The organism is Desulfoprunum benzoelyticum, from assembly GCF_014201505.1.
Lineage (GTDB): Bacteria > Desulfobacterota > Desulfobulbia > Desulfobulbales > Desulfocapsaceae > Desulfoprunum > Desulfoprunum benzoelyticum.
Genome location: NZ_JACHEO010000013.1, coordinates 79,606 through 98,094 on the forward strand (window position 1 = coordinate 79,606; position 18,489 = coordinate 98,094).

Annotated in this window: 19 protein-coding genes; 7 read left to right on the plus strand and 12 right to left on the minus strand. The window is 60.3% G+C overall.

The window, feature by feature from the left end; translation table 11 throughout:
- Positions 1 to 13: 13 nt before the first annotated feature.
- The 10 genes from folK to argB form a co-directional block, all read right to left on the minus strand.
- The gene (folK, locus tag HNQ81_RS11570) at positions 14 to 556 is read right to left on the minus strand and encodes a 2-amino-4-hydroxy-6-hydroxymethyldihydropteridine diphosphokinase (RefSeq protein ID WP_183351459.1); all 543 of its coding nucleotides are present in this window, start codon (positions 554 to 556) and stop codon (positions 14 to 16) included.
- 5 nt (positions 557 to 561) lie between these two features.
- The gene (dapB, locus tag HNQ81_RS11575; RefSeq protein ID WP_183351460.1) at positions 562 to 1,371 is read right to left on the minus strand and encodes a 4-hydroxy-tetrahydrodipicolinate reductase; all 810 of its coding nucleotides are present in this window, start codon (positions 1,369 to 1,371) and stop codon (positions 562 to 564) included.
- Positions 1,372 to 1,415: 44 nt separating this feature from the next.
- On the minus strand, positions 1,416 to 2,297 hold the full coding sequence (gene dapA, locus HNQ81_RS11580; protein ID WP_183351461.1) for a 4-hydroxy-tetrahydrodipicolinate synthase: 882 nt from the start codon (positions 2,295 to 2,297) through the stop codon (positions 1,416 to 1,418).
- A 57-nt stretch (positions 2,298 to 2,354) separates the two neighbouring features.
- On the minus strand, positions 2,355 to 3,191 hold the full coding sequence (gene dapF / locus HNQ81_RS11585) for a diaminopimelate epimerase (protein WP_240191667.1): 837 nt from the start codon (positions 3,189 to 3,191) through the stop codon (positions 2,355 to 2,357).
- Between the two features lie 136 nt (positions 3,192 to 3,327).
- On the minus strand, positions 3,328 to 4,389 hold the full coding sequence (locus tag HNQ81_RS11590; RefSeq protein ID WP_183351462.1) for a fibronectin type III domain-containing protein: 1,062 nt from the start codon (positions 4,387 to 4,389) through the stop codon (positions 3,328 to 3,330).
- Positions 4,389 to 5,789 (minus strand): argininosuccinate lyase, encoded by a 1,401-nt coding sequence (gene argH / locus HNQ81_RS11595; protein ID WP_183351463.1) that lies wholly within the window; start codon positions 5,787 to 5,789, stop codon positions 4,389 to 4,391. Before argH ends, HNQ81_RS11590 begins: the two co-directional genes overlap by 1 nt.
- A 4-nt stretch (positions 5,790 to 5,793) precedes the next feature.
- Positions 5,794 to 6,990: an argininosuccinate synthase gene (locus HNQ81_RS11600; RefSeq protein ID WP_183351464.1), complete on the minus strand. Its 1,197-nt coding sequence runs from the start codon at positions 6,988 to 6,990 to the stop codon at positions 5,794 to 5,796.
- A gap of 61 nt (positions 6,991 to 7,051) precedes the next feature.
- Positions 7,052 to 7,963 (minus strand): ornithine carbamoyltransferase, encoded by a 912-nt coding sequence (argF, locus tag HNQ81_RS11605; RefSeq protein ID WP_183351465.1) that lies wholly within the window; start codon positions 7,961 to 7,963, stop codon positions 7,052 to 7,054.
- A gap of 174 nt (positions 7,964 to 8,137) precedes the next feature.
- A complete protein-coding gene (locus tag HNQ81_RS11610; protein WP_183351466.1) occupies positions 8,138 to 9,334 on the minus strand; it encodes an acetylornithine transaminase in 1,197 nt (398 codons plus the stop codon).
- On the minus strand, positions 9,334 to 10,224 hold the full coding sequence (argB, locus tag HNQ81_RS11615; RefSeq protein WP_183351467.1) for an acetylglutamate kinase: 891 nt from the start codon (positions 10,222 to 10,224) through the stop codon (positions 9,334 to 9,336). The genes HNQ81_RS11610 and argB overlap by 1 nt, the downstream gene beginning before the upstream one ends.
- A gap of 244 nt (positions 10,225 to 10,468) precedes the next feature.
- On the opposite strand from argB, the gene lptA reads away from it, so the two are divergent.
- The 7 genes from lptA to HNQ81_RS11650 all read left to right on the plus strand — a co-directional run bounded on the left by lptA (position 10,469) and on the right by HNQ81_RS11650 (position 17,084).
- On the plus strand, positions 10,469 to 11,023 hold the full coding sequence (gene lptA, locus HNQ81_RS11620; protein WP_240191668.1) for a lipopolysaccharide transport periplasmic protein LptA: 555 nt from the start codon (positions 10,469 to 10,471) through the stop codon (positions 11,021 to 11,023).
- A gap of 18 nt (positions 11,024 to 11,041) precedes the next feature.
- Complete coding sequence (gene lptB / locus HNQ81_RS11625; protein ID WP_183351468.1) at positions 11,042 to 11,764, plus strand: LPS export ABC transporter ATP-binding protein; 723 nt, start codon at positions 11,042 to 11,044, stop codon at positions 11,762 to 11,764.
- An 8-nt stretch (positions 11,765 to 11,772) separates the two neighbouring features.
- Positions 11,773 to 13,224 (plus strand): RNA polymerase factor sigma-54, encoded by a 1,452-nt coding sequence (gene rpoN, locus HNQ81_RS11630; protein WP_183351469.1) that lies wholly within the window; start codon positions 11,773 to 11,775, stop codon positions 13,222 to 13,224.
- A 152-nt stretch (positions 13,225 to 13,376) separates the two neighbouring features.
- Positions 13,377 to 14,243, plus strand: coding sequence for a TRAP transporter TatT component family protein (locus tag HNQ81_RS11635; RefSeq protein ID WP_183351470.1), 867 nt, complete (start codon positions 13,377 to 13,379; stop codon positions 14,241 to 14,243).
- A 34-nt stretch (positions 14,244 to 14,277) separates the two neighbouring features.
- Positions 14,278 to 15,288 (plus strand): TRAP transporter substrate-binding protein, encoded by a 1,011-nt coding sequence (locus tag HNQ81_RS11640; RefSeq protein ID WP_183351471.1) that lies wholly within the window; start codon positions 14,278 to 14,280, stop codon positions 15,286 to 15,288.
- 12 nt (positions 15,289 to 15,300) lie between these two features.
- A complete protein-coding gene (locus tag HNQ81_RS11645) occupies positions 15,301 to 15,819 on the plus strand; it encodes a TRAP transporter small permease (RefSeq protein WP_183351472.1) in 519 nt (172 codons plus the stop codon).
- A complete protein-coding gene (locus HNQ81_RS11650) occupies positions 15,816 to 17,084 on the plus strand; it encodes a TRAP transporter large permease (protein WP_183351473.1) in 1,269 nt (422 codons plus the stop codon). The genes HNQ81_RS11645 and HNQ81_RS11650 overlap by 4 nt, the downstream gene beginning before the upstream one ends.
- Before the next feature lie 12 nt (positions 17,085 to 17,096).
- Here the strand turns inward: HNQ81_RS11650 and hpt are convergent, their stop codons facing one another.
- Both hpt and HNQ81_RS11660 read right to left on the minus strand, forming a co-directional pair.
- Positions 17,097 to 17,633 carry a hypoxanthine phosphoribosyltransferase gene (hpt, locus tag HNQ81_RS11655; RefSeq protein ID WP_183351474.1) on the minus strand — a complete coding sequence of 179 codons (537 nt, stop codon included), beginning with the start codon at positions 17,631 to 17,633 and terminating at the stop codon, positions 17,097 to 17,099.
- A gap of 111 nt (positions 17,634 to 17,744) precedes the next feature.
- Positions 17,745 to 18,488, minus strand: coding sequence for a 16S rRNA (uracil(1498)-N(3))-methyltransferase (locus HNQ81_RS11660; RefSeq protein ID WP_183351475.1), 744 nt, complete (start codon positions 18,486 to 18,488; stop codon positions 17,745 to 17,747).
- Between the last annotated feature and the right edge of the window lies 1 nt (position 18,489).

Genomic DNA, 18,489 nt, shown 5'->3' on the forward strand with positions numbered 1-18,489 from the left:
CATCAGATACAAATCAATCCCAGTTCTCCCGGAAAATCTCCTGCAATGGGACACTCCCCTGGGCCATGTGCGCCACAAGTTCCGCTTCCATCTCCCTGACCGTTTTCGCATGGGCCCTGCTCCACAGCTCGGGAGCGATCTCGGCCAGTGGCCGCAGGACGAACAACCTGCCCTGCAATCGAGGATGAGGCAGAACAAGTTCTGGGATATTGACAGTGATATCATTATAATAGAGAATATCCAGATCGAGCGTACGATCCTCGTAGCCCAAGGCCCGCTCATTCCTCGCTCTGCCGAACACGGCTTCAATCTGCAGCAGAACTGTCAGTACCTGCAGAGGAGAAAGACTCGTCTCCAGTTCACCGACGGCATTGGTAAACCAGTTCGGGCTGGTCATTCCCACCGGTGACGAGACATACGGATGCGAGAGGGCAACGGTGGCAATGTCGTCCACCTCACCGATAGCCCGCCAGGCCGCGGTCAGCACTTCCTTGCCGTTGCCCAGATTCGATCCCAGACCGATGAATACCCTCTCCACCCCGCTCGCCTTCTTCAACCGGATCAGAAATCCTGCAGCCCCAGGACATCAAACATGCTGTAGAGGCCGCATTCCTGTTCGACGACCCAGGCCGCAGCCGTTGCCGCTCCCTTGGCAAAATGGTCCCGGCTGTGGGCGCGATGCGAGATCTCAAGCCGTTCGCCCGGTCCGGCAAATAGAATGGTATGCTCGCCGACGATATCCGCCGCCCTGATCGACTGGATCCCGATTTCGTGGGGTTTGCGCTCACCGACAATGCCGTTGCGCTCGAAGACCGCGACATCACTGAAATTCCGGTTCACCCCCGCCGCCGCCATTTCCCCGAGTTTCAACGCGGTCCCGCTGGGCGCGTCCTTCTTCCGGTTGTGATGGGCCTCGATGATCTCGATATCGTAATCGTCGCCCAAAACTGCCGCCGTCTTCTTGGCCAGCTTGAACAGGACATTGACACAGATTGACATGTTCGGCGATTGAACACAGGGGAAACTGCGGCTGAGTTCCTTCAGTTCCGCGAGGTTCTCCGGCGACAGACCGGTCGTCCCGATCACCATGGCCTTGCCGTGTCTGGCGGCAAGGCGGGCGAATTCCATCGTTGCCTTGTGAAAGGTGAAGTCAATGAGCACATCGCCCTGATCGATCACCGCTTCCAGCCCCTTACGGATAACAATGCCGCTCCTGGTACCGGTCAGCAATTCGCCGACATCCCTGCCGATATGGAGATTGCCGGTGGCTTCGAAGGCCGCGGCATACTCCAGCCGGGGATGTTCGCCGACCATATGGGCCACACGCCGCCCCATCCTGCCGGTCGCTCCGGCGATAATGACCTTGATCATGGTGACGCTCCTCCTGTATTGCTGTTCGGCTGACTGCTCCCAGCTCAGATCAATCCCAGACCGGCCATTGCCGATCGCAGTTTCTCGATACCGCCTGCATCCAGAGGAGCGAGCGGTAGCCTGGGCAGACCGCTGCGGATCTTGCCCAGCAATTCCGCCCCGGCTTTGGCCGGGACCGGATTCGGGGCGCAGAACAGTGCCTTCATCAGGGGATACATCCGGTAATGCAGGGCATTCGCCTTGGCCAGATCACCGGCCAGCGCCGCTTCCATCAGCTCGGCCATCCCTTTGGGATAGACGTTGGAGATGACCGATATCACGCCCTTGCCGCCCAGCAGCACGGTCGGCATCGCGGTGAAATCATCGCCTGAAAGGACAATGAAGTCGTCGGGACAGAGGCGGATCAGATCGCTGATCTGTTCGATGCTGCCGCAGGCCTCCTTGATGCCGATGATATTTTTGACCTCGGCAAGTCGGGCCACGGTCTCGGGCAGCATGTTGATCGCCGTCCGCCCCGGCACGTTGTACAGCAACATCGGGATGTCGACGGCCTCGGCTATGGCCTTGTAATGCTGGTAGAGGCCCTCGGCATTCGGCTTGTTGTAGTACGGCGTCACCGACAGCACGGCATCGGCGCCACTTTCCCTGGCGCTCTCCGTCAGTTCGATGGCCTCGAGAGTGTTGTTGGCCCCGGTTCCGGCAACGACCGGAACTCGACCGGCCACCGTCTGCACGGTCAGCTCGATGACCCGCTTGTGCTCGTTGAAATCAAGGGTCGCCGATTCACCGGTCGTTCCACATGGCACGATTCCATGGGTCCCCTGAGCGATCTGGAACTCGATCAGATCGACAAGCCCCTGTTCGTCCAAACGACCATCAATAAAGGGCGTGACTATTGCGACATATGCGCCATGGAATTTCTTCATGTTGCGTTCCTCCAAAAATCCTGCCTTAATTGTCTTCCTTGCTCAACCCCGCTGCTCTCAGAGCAGGGATTCGACGGTCAGCAGCCCTTCGTAAATGAGCCGCGCCGGGCCCTGCAGACGAACGTTGCCGATACCACGCCCCTCCATCTGGTCAAAGGCGACTGTCAGTCGTTCACCACCGGAGGTAACGACCTGTACGGGCGGTTGGACCTTTCGCCGCAGACCGGCGATGATCGCCGAGGCGACCGCTCCGGTGCCACAGGCCATGGTTTCGTCTTCAACGCCCCGTTCATAGGTGCGGACATGAAGTCTGCCGTCCGGCAGCAGGCGGACAAAGTTGACATTCGTCCCTGCCGGCTGAAACACGCGATGAAAACGGATCTCCCTTCCCCATTCTTTAACGGGAATGGTCTCCACGTCAATAAAAATAACTGCATGCGGAACCCCGGTGTTGATCGAATCGACGGTCAGAGATCGGCCATCGACATCGATCGTTCGATCCGGCTGATGATCGACCGGATCGGTCATCAGCACGCTGACGGTTTCGTCTTCGTCCAGGACCTCGGCCTCGATCACCCCGGCGATGGTCTCAAAATGCATCGTTTTTCCTGCGATTCCGGATCGATAGGCAAATCTCGCGGCACATCTGGCGCCATTGCCGCACATCTCGGCAACAGAACCGTCGGCATTGTAGAATCGCCATTTGAAATCGGCGACATAGCTGTCTTCAATCAGGATCAGGCCATCGGCGCCGACGGAGAATTTTCGCCGGCAGATCCTGCGGGCGAAATCAGGCTGCTCTGCAGGAGCAAGCAAGGGACGACGATGGTCGATGATGACGAAATCATTGCCGGCTCCGCTCATTTTGGCAAAGGCCAACGGAAACATGCTCATTATGACGTCTACTGGCTGAGGGGCTATTCGCTTCCCGCTGGATACAGACAACTGAACCCTCCAGCCGGGAAAATCCGAGGGCTTGGAGGGTTCACCATCCAGGCACGGCCTCACCTGGCACTATTGCATAACCGTATTAATCCCTGGTCGTCGCCTCGGCCGATTTTGCGCTCTCATTCGCCGGGGTGCCCTGGTCGATGGCCGTCACCGCATAGTAGTAGCGTACGCCCGGTTCGGCCTTGGTATCGACGAACAGGGTATAGACCGGTTCGACCTCCCCAACCAGGATCATTTCCTTCGCCGAGGCGGTACGACGGTAGACCCGGTATCCGCCCAGGTCCTCTTCACCCGATTTTTCCCACAACACCTTGATGCCCATATCCGTTTCGATGGCGGATACGCCGATCGGTGCGGCGGGAGGGGTCAGATCTGCGGCGAGGGTGGAGACCGGCTTGCTGATCCCGCCAGCCACGACTTCCTTGCCGACCAGCAGCTGCGACTGAACCTGATAGGTGTACTGCTGCTTAAGCGCCACCTGGCGATCGACAAAGCTCGTCCCCTTGACTACCCCGATCTTTTCGAAATCCCGGCCACTCGTGCTGCGCAGCACCTGGTACTGCAGAGGATGGCCCAGCGGACCGCCATCGCGGAGCTCGGTTACCGGCTGCCATTTGAGGACGATTTCCCTGTTGCCGACTCTGGCGGAGACATTCTCCGGCGCCCTCGCCGGCACCTGCCAGATAAAGGTGATGATATTGGAATCGGCACTCTCGGCGAACCAGCTGGTCCGGGAGCGGATCTTGAAGAAATACTTGTATCCCGGCTTGAGATCGGACATGGTGAACGCGGCTTTTCTCGCCCTGCCGTCTTCGGTCGTCAATCCTGCCGGCTGCTCAACCGGGTCGACAAAGGGGATCGGGCAGGTGCTGCAGTAATCCTTGAGGGGGATTTCCGCCCGGTACAGTTCGAAGGAGGATATCGCCTCGATGTCTTTCCCCCGGATGGTCTCCCTGGGATAGGTCCAGGCCAGCGTCACCCCCTTCTCGTCCGTTTCATAGCGCAGATCCTTTATCGCCTCGGGTACAACCGTTGCCGGCGGCACCGGATGATCTTTGTATCCGCAGCCCCCGACCACCAGCAGGGATGCCCCCATCAACAGACTTGCCCCAGCGACAACGGCCCTGTGTAGTATCCTCATCACGCAATCCCCATTTGTTTTTCAGCAAGACTGACCGCCTCTTCCACCCGCCGTAGCCCGGTCCCTCCGATAGAGATGCGGCTGTTGACTGAACCTTCGACGCGCAATACCTCAAAAACATCGTCTTCAATAAGCCTGGAGTGCTGCTGCAGCTGTTCGATCGTCAGATCCTCCAGTTCGCACCCCTGCTCGATGCAATGCGCCACCGTACGGCCCACAATACCATGGGCCTCTCGAAAAGGAACACCTTTTACCACGAGATAATCGGCGAGATCGGTAGCCGTCATGCAGCCATGACGGGTTGCCTCCGCCATCCTCTCCGTCTTGAATCGCAGGTTGCGCAGCAATTCGGCCATGATTGCCAGCGAGGCGGCGACCGTGTCGACCGCATCGAAGACCGGTTCCTTGTCTTCCTGCAGATCACGGTTGTAGGTCAACGGCAGGCCTTTGACCAGGGTGATGAGCGATATCAGGCTGCCGACCACACGGCCGCTTTTACCGCGAATCAGCTCGGGAATATCCGGGTTTTTCTTCTGCGGCATGATCGACGACCCGGTGCAGAAGGCATCGGCGATGTCGACAAAGGAAAACTCCTCGGTCGACCACAGCACCAGTTCCTCGGAAAGACGCGACAGATGGAGCTGGATCAGGGTGCAGCAACTGACGAACTCGATGGCGAAATCACGGTCGCCGACGGTATCCATGGAGTTGGCGGTGACCCCGTCGAAATCGAGGGCGGCCGCCACCTGTTCACGATCGATCGGCAGACCGCTTCCGGCCATCGCCGCGCTTCCTAAGGGGGAAAGGTTCATTCGCCGGCGGCAGTCGACCAGCCGCGTCCTGTCCCGGCCGAACATCTCATAGTAGGCGAGCAGGTGGTGGGAGAGAAGCACCGGCTGGGCCCGCTGCATATGGGTGTAGCCGGGCATCACCTGGCCGAGATAGTGGCGGGCCAGAACAACGAAGGCCGTCTGCACCCCGGCCAGCAGGTCGCCGATGATGTCGCACTGGTCGCGCAGGTACATCTTCAGGTCGAGGGCGATCTGATCGTTGCGGCTGCGGGCGCTGTGCAGCCTCGCCCCCGCCGGACCGATCCGCTCGACCAGGGACTTTTCGATATTCATATGAATATCCTCGAGTTCCCGTCGAAACCGGAAGGTCCCGGCATCGATCTCGGCCTCGATTTCGCTCAGGCCGCGGATGATGTCGGCCAGCTCCTGGCGGCTGAGGATGCCACGATCGGCCAGCATCGTCGCGTGGGCCTTGCTGCCGGCGATATCGTACCTGTAGAGCCGGCTGTCATAGTGGATCGAGGCGGTGAAGGCCTCGACCGAGGCGGCGGTGGCAGCGGAAAATCGCCCGCCCCAGAGTTTTGCCGAACCCGACTTGTCCTCGCTCATACCGTCATCTCTTCTGGAGGGCCTGGATCCGCAGGCGCAGGCCGTTGAGACGAATGAAGCCGGTGGCATCGGCCTGGTCGTAGACGGTGTCCTCCTCGAAGGTGGCAAAACTTTCCTGGTACAGGGATTGATCGGATCTGCGGCCGACCACGGTGCAGTTGCCCTTGTACAGTTTGAGGCGGACGGTGCCGTTGACGCTCTGCTGGCAGGCGTCCATCGTCGTCTGCAGCAGTTCCCGCTCCGGCGAGAACCAGAAGCCGTTGTAGATCAGCTCGGAGTAGCGGGGCACCAGGGAATCGCGGATCCGCATGACCTCGCGGTCGAGGGTGATGGTCTCCAGCGCCCGGTGCGCCTCGCGCAGGATGGTCCCGCCCGGGGTCTCGTAGACGCCGCGCGATTTCATGCCGACGAAGCGGTTCTCCACCAGATCAAGGCGACCGATGCCGTTGGCGCCGCCCAGCTTGTTCAGGGTCTGGAACAGAGGCAACGGATCGAGCCTCCGGCCGTCGAGGGCCACCGGGTCGCCGTGGCAAAACTCGACTTCGAGATAGGTCGGTTGGTCGGGAGCCTGCTCGGGGGCGACGGTAAGCTTGAACATCGCCGGATCCGGTTCGTTCCACGGATCCTCGAGGATGCCGCCCTCGAAACTGATGTGCAGCAGGTTCTCGTCGGAACTGTACGGTTTTTCCTTCGTCACCGGGATCGGGATGGCATGCTGCTGAGCGAATTCGACCAGCTTCTGCCGGGAATTGAGGTCCCAGAGCCGCCACGGGGCGATGATCTTCAGTTTCGGGGCCAGACCGATATAGGCCAGCTCGAAACGGACCTGGTCATTGCCCTTGCCGGTGGCGCCATGACTGACGGCATCAGCCCCTTCTTCAAGGGCGATCCGCACCTGTTCCTTGGCGATCAGCGGCCGCGCCAGCGAGGTGCCGAGGAGGTACGAGCCCTCGTAGATGGCGTTGGAGCGAAAGGCCGGGAAGATATAGTTCTCGACGAACTCGGTCTTGAGGTCGGAGACGATGACCTTCTCCGCCCCGGTGGCCAAGCCCTTGGCCCGCACCGCCTCCCAGTCCTCCTCCTGGCCGATGTCGGCCGAATAGGCGATCACCGAGCATTTGTATTCCTCGGCCAGCCACTTGAGAATGACCGATGTGTCCAACCCGCCGGAGTAGGCCAGAACGATCTTTTGTACATCCATATCTGTTTACCTCAGTTGAAAATGGAAATGCGGGCACTTCCTGAAAGTATCACTAATCTTCTCAGGCGATGAATTTTTCGAGGATCGCCTTGTGAATATGCATCTTGTTTTCCGCCTGGTCAAAGGCCACGCACTGCGCCGACTCGAGGACCTCGTCGGTGATCTCTTCGCCGCGGTGGGCGGGGAGACAGTGGAGGACGATACACTCCGCCGGGGCCCTGGCCATCAACGCCGCGTTGACCTGATAGCTGCTGAAGATCTTGAGACGTTCATTCTGCTCGGCCTCCTGGCCCATCGAGGCCCAGACATCGACATTGACGACATCGGCCCCGATGACCGCCAGCTCCGGGTCACGGATCACGGCAATCTGGCCGGCGGCCTCGGCCCGGCTCCGAGCCAGGATCCCGGCATCAGGCTCATACCCTGCGGGACAGGCCAGGACCAGCTCAAAACCGAATTTGCCGGCAGCCTGGATCCAGGAATTGGCCATATTGTTGCCGTCACCGATCCAGGCGATCTTCAGGCCGTGAAGAGGACCTTTCTTCTCCTGGATCGTCATGATATCACTGAGAATCTGGCAAGGATGGTGAAGATCCGTCAGGGCGTTGATGACCGGGACGGTACTGTAGGCGGCAAGCTCGTTCACCACTTCCTGGCCGAAGGTCCGCACCACCATCGCATCGACATAGCGCGACATGACCCGGGCCATATCCTTCAGCGGTTCGGAGCGGGCCAGTTGGGTGTCGCGGGCGGACAGGAAAATGACCTGCCCTCCGAGCCCGTACATTGCCGCCTCGAACGACACCCGGGTCCGGGTCGAGGGTTTCTCGAAGATCAGGCCGATTGTGCGACCGGACAGCTGCCGGTGAGCCATTCCTTCGTTGCGTTCGCGCTTGAGCTGAACCGCCCGTTCGACAAAATATGCCAGTTCGTCTCTTGAGAATTCTTCCAGTGAAAGTAAATGCTTTGCCATAGCCCACACCCAAGGTTGACGCCGGCCGACCATGATCTCCGGCATTCATCTCCCTGCACCGTCTCACACTGATTTTCAAGGGAGAAAAGAAATATTTTTACATGAAATGCAGGGCATTTGCAAAGATTTTTCCCGGAAATCCTCAGGCGGCGGGGTTCCTTCCGTTTTCCATCATCAATACTCAGCCAGGAGATCGGCCAGAGCGCCAATGAAACGGTCGATCTCCTCTTCACTGACGATCAGCGGCGGCACAAAACGCAAGGCGATATTGCCGGCGAAATTACAGAGGAATCCCCGCTCGAACATCTTTTTGACGATGTCGCTGCCAAGGGCTGTCCCTTTCTCCGTCAGAACCAGCCCCAATATCATCCCCAGGCCCCGCACCCCCTCCACCAGATCGGGAAAACGTGCGACCAGCTGCTGCAGCTGCGCTTGAAAATATTCTCCCCGCTGCCGTACTCCCGGGAGAAAGCCCTCTGCCACAATGATCTCCAGGCTGGCGACGGCGGCAGCCGCCGCCACCGGGTTGCCGCCGAAGGTCGAGGCATGGGTTCCGGGGGTAAAGGCGGCGGCGATGGCGTCGGTCGTCAGCATCGCCCCGATCGGGAGACCGTTGCCGAGGGCCTTGGCGACAGTCATGATATCGGGCTGTATCCCCAGCTGCTGATAGGCGAACAGGGTCCCGGTCCGGCCGATACCGGTCTGGACCTCGTCAAAGATCAGCAGAAGACCATGTTTGGTGCAGAGATCCCGGATGCCTTGCAGATATGCGGCATCCAGCGGCCGCACCCCGCCCTCTCCCTGCAGCGGCTCGCAGAGGATGGCGCAGGTCTGGCTCCCGATCAGTTTTTCGATGGCGGCGAGATCCCCAAACGGGGCATGGAGAAAACCTTCCGGCAGCGGCTCGAACCCCTTGTGGAAGCGGGGCTGACCGGTTGCGGCGACAGTGGCCAGTGTCCGGCCATGAAAGGAGCCGGTCAGTGAGATGATCTGGTAGCGTCCCGCCTCCGCCTGAATGCGGGCCAGCTTGATCGCCGCCTCGTTGGCCTCGGCGCCGCTGTTGGCGAGGAAGACCTTGTCGGCAAAGGAGTTGGCGACCAGGAGTTCGGCCACCCTGGTCTGGGGCTCGGTATAGTACAGATTGGAGACGTGGACCAGTTCGGCTGCCTGGCGGCAGACCGCCGCGGTCACCGCCGGGTGACAGTGGCCGAGGGCGCAGACCGCGATCCCCGAAAGAAAATCGAGGTATTCCCGCCCGTCGGCATCCCACAGACGGCACCCCTCTCCCTTGACCATCGCCGCCGGAAATCGTGCATACGTTCCTACAAATACCTTGTCGGCCCGGGCCTTCAACTGCTCGTTCGTCGTCATCAGCAAATCTCCGTTCCCACCCCTTCCCGGGTGAACATCTCGAGCAGGATCGCATGCTCGACCCTGCCGTCTATTATATATGTCTTGGCCACCCCGCGCGCCAACGCCGCCTCACAGCACCGGACTTTGGGGATCATGCCTCCGGTCAAAGTGCCGTCGGCAATCAGCGGCTCGATATCCTGGCGGGACAGTGAAGCGATGAGCACGCCCTGCCTGTCCTTGACCCCGGTCACATCGGTCAGCAGCATCAGTTTCTCGGCCGCCAGTTCACCGGCAATGGCTCCTGCCACCAGATCGGCGTTGATGTTGAAGGCCTGCCCATCCTCACCGACTCCGACCGGGGCGATGACCGGGATAAAATCGGCCTGGGACAGGCTTTCCAGGACCTCCGGATTGATCTTGGTCACCTGGCCCACCCGCCCGAGGTCGATCAGTTCGGGCGGAGCGTCCTTGATGTCGTCACCCTTGGCCCGACTGCTCATCTGCAGTTTCCTGGCACATACCAGATCACCGTCGCGCCCGGACAGGCCGACCGCCTTGCCGCCGCAGTGGTTGATCAGGCCGACGATTTCCTTGTTGACCTTGCCGACCAGGACCATCTCGACCACATCCATGGTCTCGCCGTCGGTGACCCGCATCCCCTCGACATAGCTGGGCTTGATGTCGAGGCGGTCAAGGAAGCGGTTGATCTGCGGCCCGCCGCCGTGGACGATGACCGGGTTGATGCCGATCTGCTTGAGCAGGATGACGTCGAGCGCGAACTGCCGCTTCAGGTGCTCATCGACCATCGCGTGACCGCCGTACTTGATGACCACCACCTTGTTCCTGAATTTCTGCATGTAGGGCAGAGATTCAATGAGGATTTTTGCCTTTTCGATACTTTCTTGCATTGCATTATCCGTGAGCGGAGCAAAATTTTCTGTTAAGGGGCCGAAATAGAATTTCCAACCCGGAAAGCATGTCATGAACATGGTCAAGGCCCCAATTCTGCAAGCATTGTACTGAGTCGCCGCTGTTTAGTAAAGGACTGTTTCGGTGCGACGGGAACAGCCTTCTTTACATTTCGAAGGGATTAAGCTACGATGGGCTCGGTAATTGCAAAGGAGATTTTCCCCTGTTCACTGGAGATTGACGATGATGCCATTATTCACGACCTGTTTCAGATCCTCCTGTCTTGCCGCCATCCTCTGCTGGCTCGTCGTCATGCCCGCGGTTGCGGCGGATGCCCCGATCCAGATCGAGGCCGACAGGATGTCGTCGACCGAAAAGACCAACACCGTGCTGTTTTCAGGCAATGTCGATGCGCGGCAGGCGGATGTGCGCATCCGCGCCAACGAGATGACCGTTCACTATTCACAGGCCAAAACGAACACGAAAGGGCAGAAGACCGCCAGCCAGCAGGTGGAGAAGATCATCTGCAACGGCAATGTCGAGGTCTCGAAGAAGGAATGGCTCGGAACCGCGAAAAAAATGATCTACCTGGCCAAGGAGCGGCAGGTCATCCTCATGGACAACGCCAAGGCCTACCAGGGGCAGAATATGGTCAGCGGCGAGAAGATTGTCTACTATATGGACGAGGGACGGTCGGAGGTCGTCGGCGGGTCAAAGGGCACGAAAACGACGGTCGGCGATTCCGGCAAGGATACCAAGAAACCGGGCCGGGTCAATATGACCATCATTCAGAAATAGAACGGCACCATTATCGCCATGTCCCTGCTGGAAACCAAGAATATCGTCAAGCAGTACGGCAACCGCACGGTTGTCGACGGCGTCAGCCTGCAGGTCAACACCGGGGTCGTCGTCGGGCTGCTGGGACCAAACGGGGCCGGCAAGACGACATCCTTCTACTCGATCGCCGGATTTATCCGTCCGACCAGTGGTCATGTCCTGCTCGACGGCGAGACGATCACCAACCTGCCGATCCACAAACGGGCGTTGAAGGGCATTTCCTACCTGGCCCAGGAACCGTCGGTGTTCAAGAAGCTGACCGTCGAGGAAAATGTCCGCATCATCCTCGAACCGCTGGGGCTGAGCAAAAACGAGATCAACAACCGGATCAACGAGTTGATGGCCGATCTCGGCATCGAATACCTGCGCCACAACAAGGGCTACGCCCTCTCCGGCGGCGAGCGGCGGCGGGTCGAAATCATGCGGTCGCTGTCGACCCGGCCACGCTTCATCCTCCTCGATGAGCCCTTCGCCGGTATCGACCCTCTGGCCGTCATCGAGTTGCAGAAAATCATCCACAGCCTGAAGAGCAAGGGCCTCGGCATTCTGATCTCCGATCACAACGTCCGGGAGACGCTTCAGGTCTGTGATTTCGCCTACATCATGAACGCCGGGCAGATCCTGACCAGCGGCGTGGCGGAAGACATCATCGAAAGTGAGGTGGCCCGCAAGATGTACCTCGGCGAAAATTTCAGCATGTAAAGAGATATATGGCACTGGAACTGCGACAACAGCTCAAACTTGCCCAGAGACTGGTGATGACGCCGCAGCTGCGTCAGGCCATCCGGCTGCTGCAGTTGAACAGGCTCGAGCTCTCCAATGCCCTGCAGGCCGAACTGGAGCAGAATCCCGCCCTGGAGGAGGAGCTCTCACAAAACGAGACCACCGAGCTATCCCACAGTCTCTCTTCAACGCTCGAAAACCTGGAACCGGGGAGAGAGGAGGACTATACCGAACGAGTGGCCGTCTCGGACAATCTTTCCGAAATCAACTGGGAGGATTACGCCAACAACTTCGACAGCAATTTTTCCTTCGCCCATGAAGTCCCCGCCGCCGACGCCCCGTCGCAGTTCGATTTCATCTCCGCAAAGCCGGGCCTTTCCGCCTATCTCCAGTGGCAATTGGCCCATGCCGAACTCGATGACCACGAGTGGGACATCGCCTTTTACATCATCGGCAACCTCAACCGCTATGGCTTTCTCGAGGTCGATCTCGACGAGATCATGACCCAGGCTGAATGCAGCCGCGATGAGGCCGAATATATCCTCGAAGTCATCCAGGATCTCGACCCACCGGGGATCGCAGCCCGGAATGTCACCGAATCACTGCTGCTGCAGCTGGAGCGGCTCGGAATGGCCGATTCCCTCGCCGCCAAAATCGTCCGGGACCATCTCCCCCTGCTCGAAACCCGCAACTACAAGGCGCTGATGCGGGCCACCGGCCACAAGAAGTCCGAAATTACCAAGGCGATCGAATACATCGTCAAGCATCTCACCCCCTATCCGGGGCTGCCCTACGCCGTGGAAAGCACCAACTACATCGTCCCCGATGTCTACGTCCGCAAGATCGACGGCGAGTATGTGATCCACCTCAACGAAGACGATCTGCCGCATCTCAAGCTGTCCTCCCATTACCAGGAACTGCTCAACGACAAGGAGCTGCAGAAGGAATCCCGCCACTACATCCACGACAAGCTGAAGAATGCCGAATGGTTCATCAAATCCATCCATCAGCGGCAACGGACAATCTACAAGGTCATGGAGAGTCTGCTCAAATTCCAGTATGAATTCTTCGAGCACGGGCCGGGTCATCTCAAGCCGCTGATCCTCCGCGATGTCGCCGAGGACATCGACATGCACGAATCGACGATCAGCCGGGTCACCTCCAACAAGTACGTCCATACCCCGCAGGGGATCTATGAACTGAAGTATTTCTTTTCGACCGCGATCCCGCGTAACGGCGGTGAGGCCCTGGCCTCGGAATCAATCAGGAACACCATCCTCAAGATGATTCAGGAAGAGGACAGGTCGAAACCCCTGAGCGACAACGACATTGCTGAAATACTGGCCAGAGAGAACATCCAGATCGCCCGCCGTACTGTGGCTAAGTACAGGGAACAGCTAAAAATACTTCCAGTAAAACATCGCCGCCACGCGAGGTAGCGGGACCGGTCCGGATCTTATCCCCAACGCCGCCGCCCCCGTTTCCCCTGTCGTCCTCCCTGCGAATTCCCCTTTCTCTCTTGCCGTTTGCCAGCTATATTCAGGCAACCGGGTGCTTTTTGCCCCAGACCAACCCTCAGACTGAACCTGTCATGGCACGCACACCGAAGAGCTGTTGTATCCCGGCGATCGTTCTGATCCTCCTGACCCTTGGTCTGACCTCCTGCACCCGGGTCATCACCGGCACCATCGTCCAGCCGACAGTCGATAATCTGCAGAAACAGACCGACCTGTATCTGGTCTGCGAGGGGGCCCCGGCCTACCTCCTGACGATCGACAGCATGATCGCCTCCTCGCCCCGGGACCGCGCCCTGCTGCGGATCGGCGCCCAGTCCTATGGTTCATATATCACCGCCCTGAGCGAGTGCGGCGCCGAGACGGACAGGATCCGCGCCATCGCCGACAAGGCCCGGATGTACGGAACCACCCTGACCACCATGATTCTGCCCGGTATCGCCCCTGACCGCAGAGAGGATCTCGACCTCGAACTCGCCGCTCTGAGCCGGGCCGACGTTCCCCCGCTGTTCTGGGGGGCGATGGCGTGGCTTTCCTGGATCCAGCAGCAGCAAGGTTCGCCGGAGGCGATGGCGGATCTGGTACTCGTTGAAAAAATCATGACCCGTTTGCTGGCCCTCGACGAATCCTTTCAGGCCGGCTCGATCCATCTGTTCTTCGCCGCCCTCCAGGCCACCAGACCGGCGATGCTGGGCGGCGATCCCGAGACCAGCCGGCACCACTTCGAAAGGGCGTTGGAACTGTCGCGGCACCGCTTCCTGCTGGTCCACACCACCTATGCCGAAACCCTGGCCCGGATGACCCTGGACAAAGACCTGCACGACCGCCTGCTGGGCGAAGTCATCGACTTCGACATCGCCGCGGCCCCGGATTCCGCCCTCGCCAACCAGATCGCCAAGCGCAAGGCGGTGCGTCTGCTTGCCGAAGAGTATTTCGCCGAATGATGGTGTATCGAACCGCCACCCGATAGGAGACCCCATGCGTCCTCTTCTTTCCCTCTTTGTCGTTGGCCTGTTGATCCTGGTTTCAGCCGTCCAGCCGGCCGACGCCCGGCCCAGGCATCTGTTCAAAATCGGCAGCCTCGCCCCGGAAGGATCGGTCTGGATCCTTCAGTTCCAGGAATTCGCCAGGGAAGTCGAGGAAAAAACAGGGGGAGAAGTCGGTTTCCGGGTCTACGCCGGCGGCATCATGGGTGATGACCAGACCATGTATCGCAAGATGCGGATCGGGCAGTTGCAGGGCGGCGGATTCACGATGACCGGCATCTCCCAGATCGTCCCGGATTTCCGGATCATGTCTCTGCCCTTTCTCTTCACCACATACCAGGAGGTCGATGCCGTGACCAGCGGTCTCCTGCCGAAGTTCAGACAGCGGTTTGCCGAGCAGGGGATGGAACTGATCGCGATGACCGAAGTCGGCTTCATCTACACCATGTCGACCAGGCCGATCGCCACCATCGAGGAGCTGCGGCGGGCCACCTGCTGGACCCCGGCCGGCGATCCGGTCTCTTCCACCTATCTCGCCCAGCTCGGCATCACCCCGATCCAGCTGTCGATCCCCGATGTCCTGTCTTCACTCCAGACCGGGATGGTCAATACCGTCTTCAACTCCCTCTACGGCTCGATCGTCCTCCAATGGTTCACCAAAGCCAGATATATCAATGACCTCCCCTTCGGCTACGCCTACGGCGCCCTGCTGCTGGACCAAAAGGCCCTGGCGAAACTGTCGCCGGATCAGGTCGCCATCATCCAGGCCACCGCCGACAAGTACTTTCCGCCGTTGATCGCCAAGACCCGGCAGAGCAATGAGGAATCCAAGGAGATCCTCGCCAAAAACGGCGTGCAGTTCACGACCTTTCCCGCCGAGGCCGCCGAACAGCTGCAGGGGTTTCGCGACCAGACCGCCAGGGCGGTGATCGGTTCCTCGTTCTCCCGGGAAATCCATGACGAGACGACCCGGCTGCTGCAGAAATTCCGGTCCGGGCGCTAAAGGCCTGCCGCAATGAACAGCGAGACCACCGCCGAAGCCGGGAAAATCCTCCGCCTGCTCAACGGCATCGAGGAGACGATCCTGTGTCTCCTCCTGATCGCGATGATGTCTCTGTCCTGTCTGCAGATCGCCCTCCGCAGCCTCTTTTCGAGCGGACTGCTGTGGGCCGATCCCCTCATCCAGCAGCTGGTGCTGTGGAGCGGCCTGCTCGGGGCGGCAATGGCCACCGCCCGCGGCAAACATATCGCTCTCGACCTCGTCACCTACCTGGTGCCAAAAAGAATCCAACCCTGGATTTTCATGTTCAGCCACCTGCTTTCAGCCCTGACCGCGGCTGCCCTGGTCTACGCCGCCTGTGTGTTTCTCAACAACGAGATCACCTACGGCAGCCCCGGCCTGTTTTCCCTGCCGTCCTGGGTCTGGAATCTGGTCTTTCCCCTGGCCTTTGCCATGATCGCGCTCCGCTACGCCATCGCCCTGTATCAGGACATCGGCGCAGGCATCAAACGCCATCGAAAGGACAGGCAATGACCGCTCTCAAGCTGCTGACCCTCCTGTTCGCCCTGCTGGGAACGCCGCTCTTCGTTGTCATTTCGGCCCTGGCCCTGTTGTCCTTCCACACCGCCGGCATAAACCTGTCGGCGGTGATCATTGAGATGTCCCGCCTGGCCGAGACTCCGATGCTCGTCTCCCTCCCCCTCTTCATCTTCGCCGGCACCCTGCTCGCGGAGAGCCGGGCGCCGGAGCGGATCCTCCAGCTCTCACAGACCTTTCTCGGTTGGCTGCCCGGCGGTCTGGCGGTGGTGTCGCTCGCTGTCTGCGCCCTGTTCACCGCCTTTACCGGGGCCTCGGGGGTCACAATCTTCGCCCTCGGCGGCCTGCTCCTGCCGGCGCTGCTGCGGGACGGGTACCAGGAACGGTTCTCGATGGGACTGATCACCTCGTCCGGCAGCCTCGGCCTGCTCTTCCCGCCCAGCCTGCCCCTGATCCTCTACGGTGTCATCTCGGAATCGCGGATCGATCATCTGTTCATCGCCGGCATCCTGCCCGGTCTATTGATGCTGGCCCTGCTGACGGCCTATGCCATCACCAAAAGTCCCGGCGTCGCCACCCGGGCCAAGAAGCGCCGCACGGTTCGGGAAATGGCCCTGGTCCTGCGCCAGGCGGCCTGGGAACTGCCGCTGCCGGTCATTCTGCTGGGGGGAATTTACGGTGGGTTCTTCGTCGCCGGCGAGGCGGCGGCGGTGACGGCCCTCTATGTCCTGATCGTCGAGGTCGTCATCCGTCGCGAGATATCGCCGGCACAACTAGTGGCGATCATGAACAAGTCGATGGTCCTGTTCGGCGGCATCCTGATCATCCTCGCCGCCTCGATGGCCTCGACCAACTACCTGATAGACCAGGAAGTGCCGATGCGGCTGTTCGCCCTGATCCGTGATTACATCAGCAGCAAGTACACCTTCCTGCTGCTGCTCAACCTCTTTCTGCTGATCGTCGGCACTCTGCTCGATATCTTTTCGGCGCTGGTCCTCGTGGTTCCTCTGATCCTGCCGATCGCCACCGGTTACGGCGTCGACCCAGTCCACCTCGGCATCATCTTCCTCACCAACCTGCAGATCGGCTACTGCACCCCGCCGATAGGGCTCAACCTGTTCATGGCCTCCTACCGCTTCGAGCGGCCGGTGATCGAGCTGTATCGGGCGACTTTGCCGTTCATCGCCCTCCTCCTTCTCACCCTGGTGGTCATCACCTACCTGCCCTGGCTGAGCCTCGCCCTCGTTCATGTCCTCGGTTGAGGCGATTGGTCGTCAGTCGGTCTTCAGCACCCCGACGTAGGGCAGATTGCGGTAGCGCTGGGCAAAATCGAGGCCGTAGCCGCAGACGAAGGCATCGGGGATGGTGATGCCGCAGAAGTCGATATCCACTTCACAGGTGCGCCGCGACGGTTTGTCGAGGAAAGTGCAGACCTTCAGCGACCGGGGCCGGCGGGAACGCATCATCCGGATCACATGGCTGAAGGTATGACCGGTGTCGACGATATCCTCGACCAGCAGGACGTCACGATCCTCGACCGACTGCTCCAGGTCCAGCGTCACCTTCAATTCGCCGCTGCTGACGATGCCGTCGCCATAGGTCGAAACCGAGATGAAATCGACGACCAGAGGCAGTCGGATGGCTCGGATCAGATCGGCCAGGAAGACAAAGGAGCCCCGCAACAGGCCGACGACCACCAGTTCCCGGTCGATCCCGGAATAGCAGGTCGTGATTTCCCGCCCCAGCCGCCGTACCGTTCGTGCTATTTCGTCCTCGGCAATGAGGACTCTGTCAATTCCCGCATCCGGCATACGCCCTCCGTCACCAGCTGATTCCCATCCATCTTCCTGCCGCCGGCCGGGCATCGGCCCCGGCGGCAACGCGCCATTCCCTTGTCACCTCTCGCCCCGACGCGATCGCCCTCAGAGATTTCCGGCCAGATACTGGACCAGGGAAACGGCGGTGAGCGTCGCGGTCTCGGCCCGCAGGATGCGACGGCCGAGACTGACCGTCTGCCACCCCGATTCCCGGGCGGCGGCGATCTCGGCCGGCGCCAGGCCGCCTTCCGGGCCGAGGAGGATACAGACCGTGTCGATCGTCCCCGGCCGCAGCAGGTCCTGGTGGAGACGAAACTCCTGTTCTTCCTCCCAGAAGATCAGTCGCAGGGTGCCGGAGTCATGGTCGACCTGAGAGATCATGGTCGTGAAATCGACCGGTGCATCGACCCGCATCAGGGTGGTGCGCCGACATTGCTTGCAGGCGGCGACGACGATTCGTTCCCAGCGCTCCGCCTTGTGGCGGCCGCGCAGATCATTGATGCTCCCCTGGCAGCGGTTGCTGACGAAGGGGGTCAGCCTGGAGACGCCGAGCTCGGTGCACTGCTGCACCGTCCCGTCCATCTTCCCGCCCTTGAGCAGGCCCTGACCGAGCCACAGCCGCACCCGGCCGGCATCATCTCCCTCTTCCCGGAACTCCAGCAATCTGACGACGACGCTGGGCCCCACCTCGACGATCTCGGCCGTGTACACCCCGCCCCGCCCGTCCAGGACCTCGACGCCGGTCCCCGGATGCAAACGCAGCACCTTGGTGATATGATAGGATTCTGCCGCCGACAGGATGACCTTCTCACCATCCCGCCGCTCGGGATCGAATACAAAACGACGCATC

Coding starts and splice junctions, on each gene's coding strand:
- dapB (WP_183351460.1), bottom strand. CDS start 1,371: ATGATCAAGGTCATTATCGCCGGAGCGACCGGCAGGATGGGGCGGCGT.
- dapA (WP_183351461.1), bottom strand. CDS start 2,297: ATGAAGAAATTCCATGGCGCATATGTCGCAATAGTCACGCCCTTTATT.
- dapF (WP_240191667.1), bottom strand. CDS start 3,191: ATGAGCATGTTTCCGTTGGCCTTTGCCAAAATGAGCGGAGCCGGCAAT.
- HNQ81_RS11590 (WP_183351462.1), bottom strand. CDS start 4,389: ATGAGGATACTACACAGGGCCGTTGTCGCTGGGGCAAGTCTGTTGATG.
- argH (WP_183351463.1), bottom strand. CDS start 5,789: ATGAGCGAGGACAAGTCGGGTTCGGCAAAACTCTGGGGCGGGCGATTT.
- HNQ81_RS11600 (WP_183351464.1), bottom strand. CDS start 6,990: ATGGATGTACAAAAGATCGTTCTGGCCTACTCCGGCGGGTTGGACACA.
- argF (WP_183351465.1), bottom strand. CDS start 7,963: ATGGCAAAGCATTTACTTTCACTGGAAGAATTCTCAAGAGACGAACTG.
- HNQ81_RS11610 (WP_183351466.1), bottom strand. CDS start 9,334: ATGACGACGAACGAGCAGTTGAAGGCCCGGGCCGACAAGGTATTTGTA.
- argB (WP_183351467.1), bottom strand. CDS start 10,224: ATGCAAGAAAGTATCGAAAAGGCAAAAATCCTCATTGAATCTCTGCCC.
- lptA (WP_240191668.1), top strand. CDS start 10,469: ATGATGCCATTATTCACGACCTGTTTCAGATCCTCCTGTCTTGCCGCC.
- lptB (WP_183351468.1), top strand. CDS start 11,042: ATGTCCCTGCTGGAAACCAAGAATATCGTCAAGCAGTACGGCAACCGC.
- rpoN (WP_183351469.1), top strand. CDS start 11,773: ATGGCACTGGAACTGCGACAACAGCTCAAACTTGCCCAGAGACTGGTG.
- HNQ81_RS11635 (WP_183351470.1), top strand. CDS start 13,377: ATGGCACGCACACCGAAGAGCTGTTGTATCCCGGCGATCGTTCTGATC.
- HNQ81_RS11640 (WP_183351471.1), top strand. CDS start 14,278: ATGCGTCCTCTTCTTTCCCTCTTTGTCGTTGGCCTGTTGATCCTGGTT.
- HNQ81_RS11645 (WP_183351472.1), top strand. CDS start 15,301: ATGAACAGCGAGACCACCGCCGAAGCCGGGAAAATCCTCCGCCTGCTC.
- HNQ81_RS11650 (WP_183351473.1), top strand. CDS start 15,816: ATGACCGCTCTCAAGCTGCTGACCCTCCTGTTCGCCCTGCTGGGAACG.
- hpt (WP_183351474.1), bottom strand. CDS start 17,633: ATGCCGGATGCGGGAATTGACAGAGTCCTCATTGCCGAGGACGAAATA.
- HNQ81_RS11660 (WP_183351475.1), bottom strand. CDS start 18,488: ATGCGTCGTTTTGTATTCGATCCCGAGCGGCGGGATGGTGAGAAGGTC.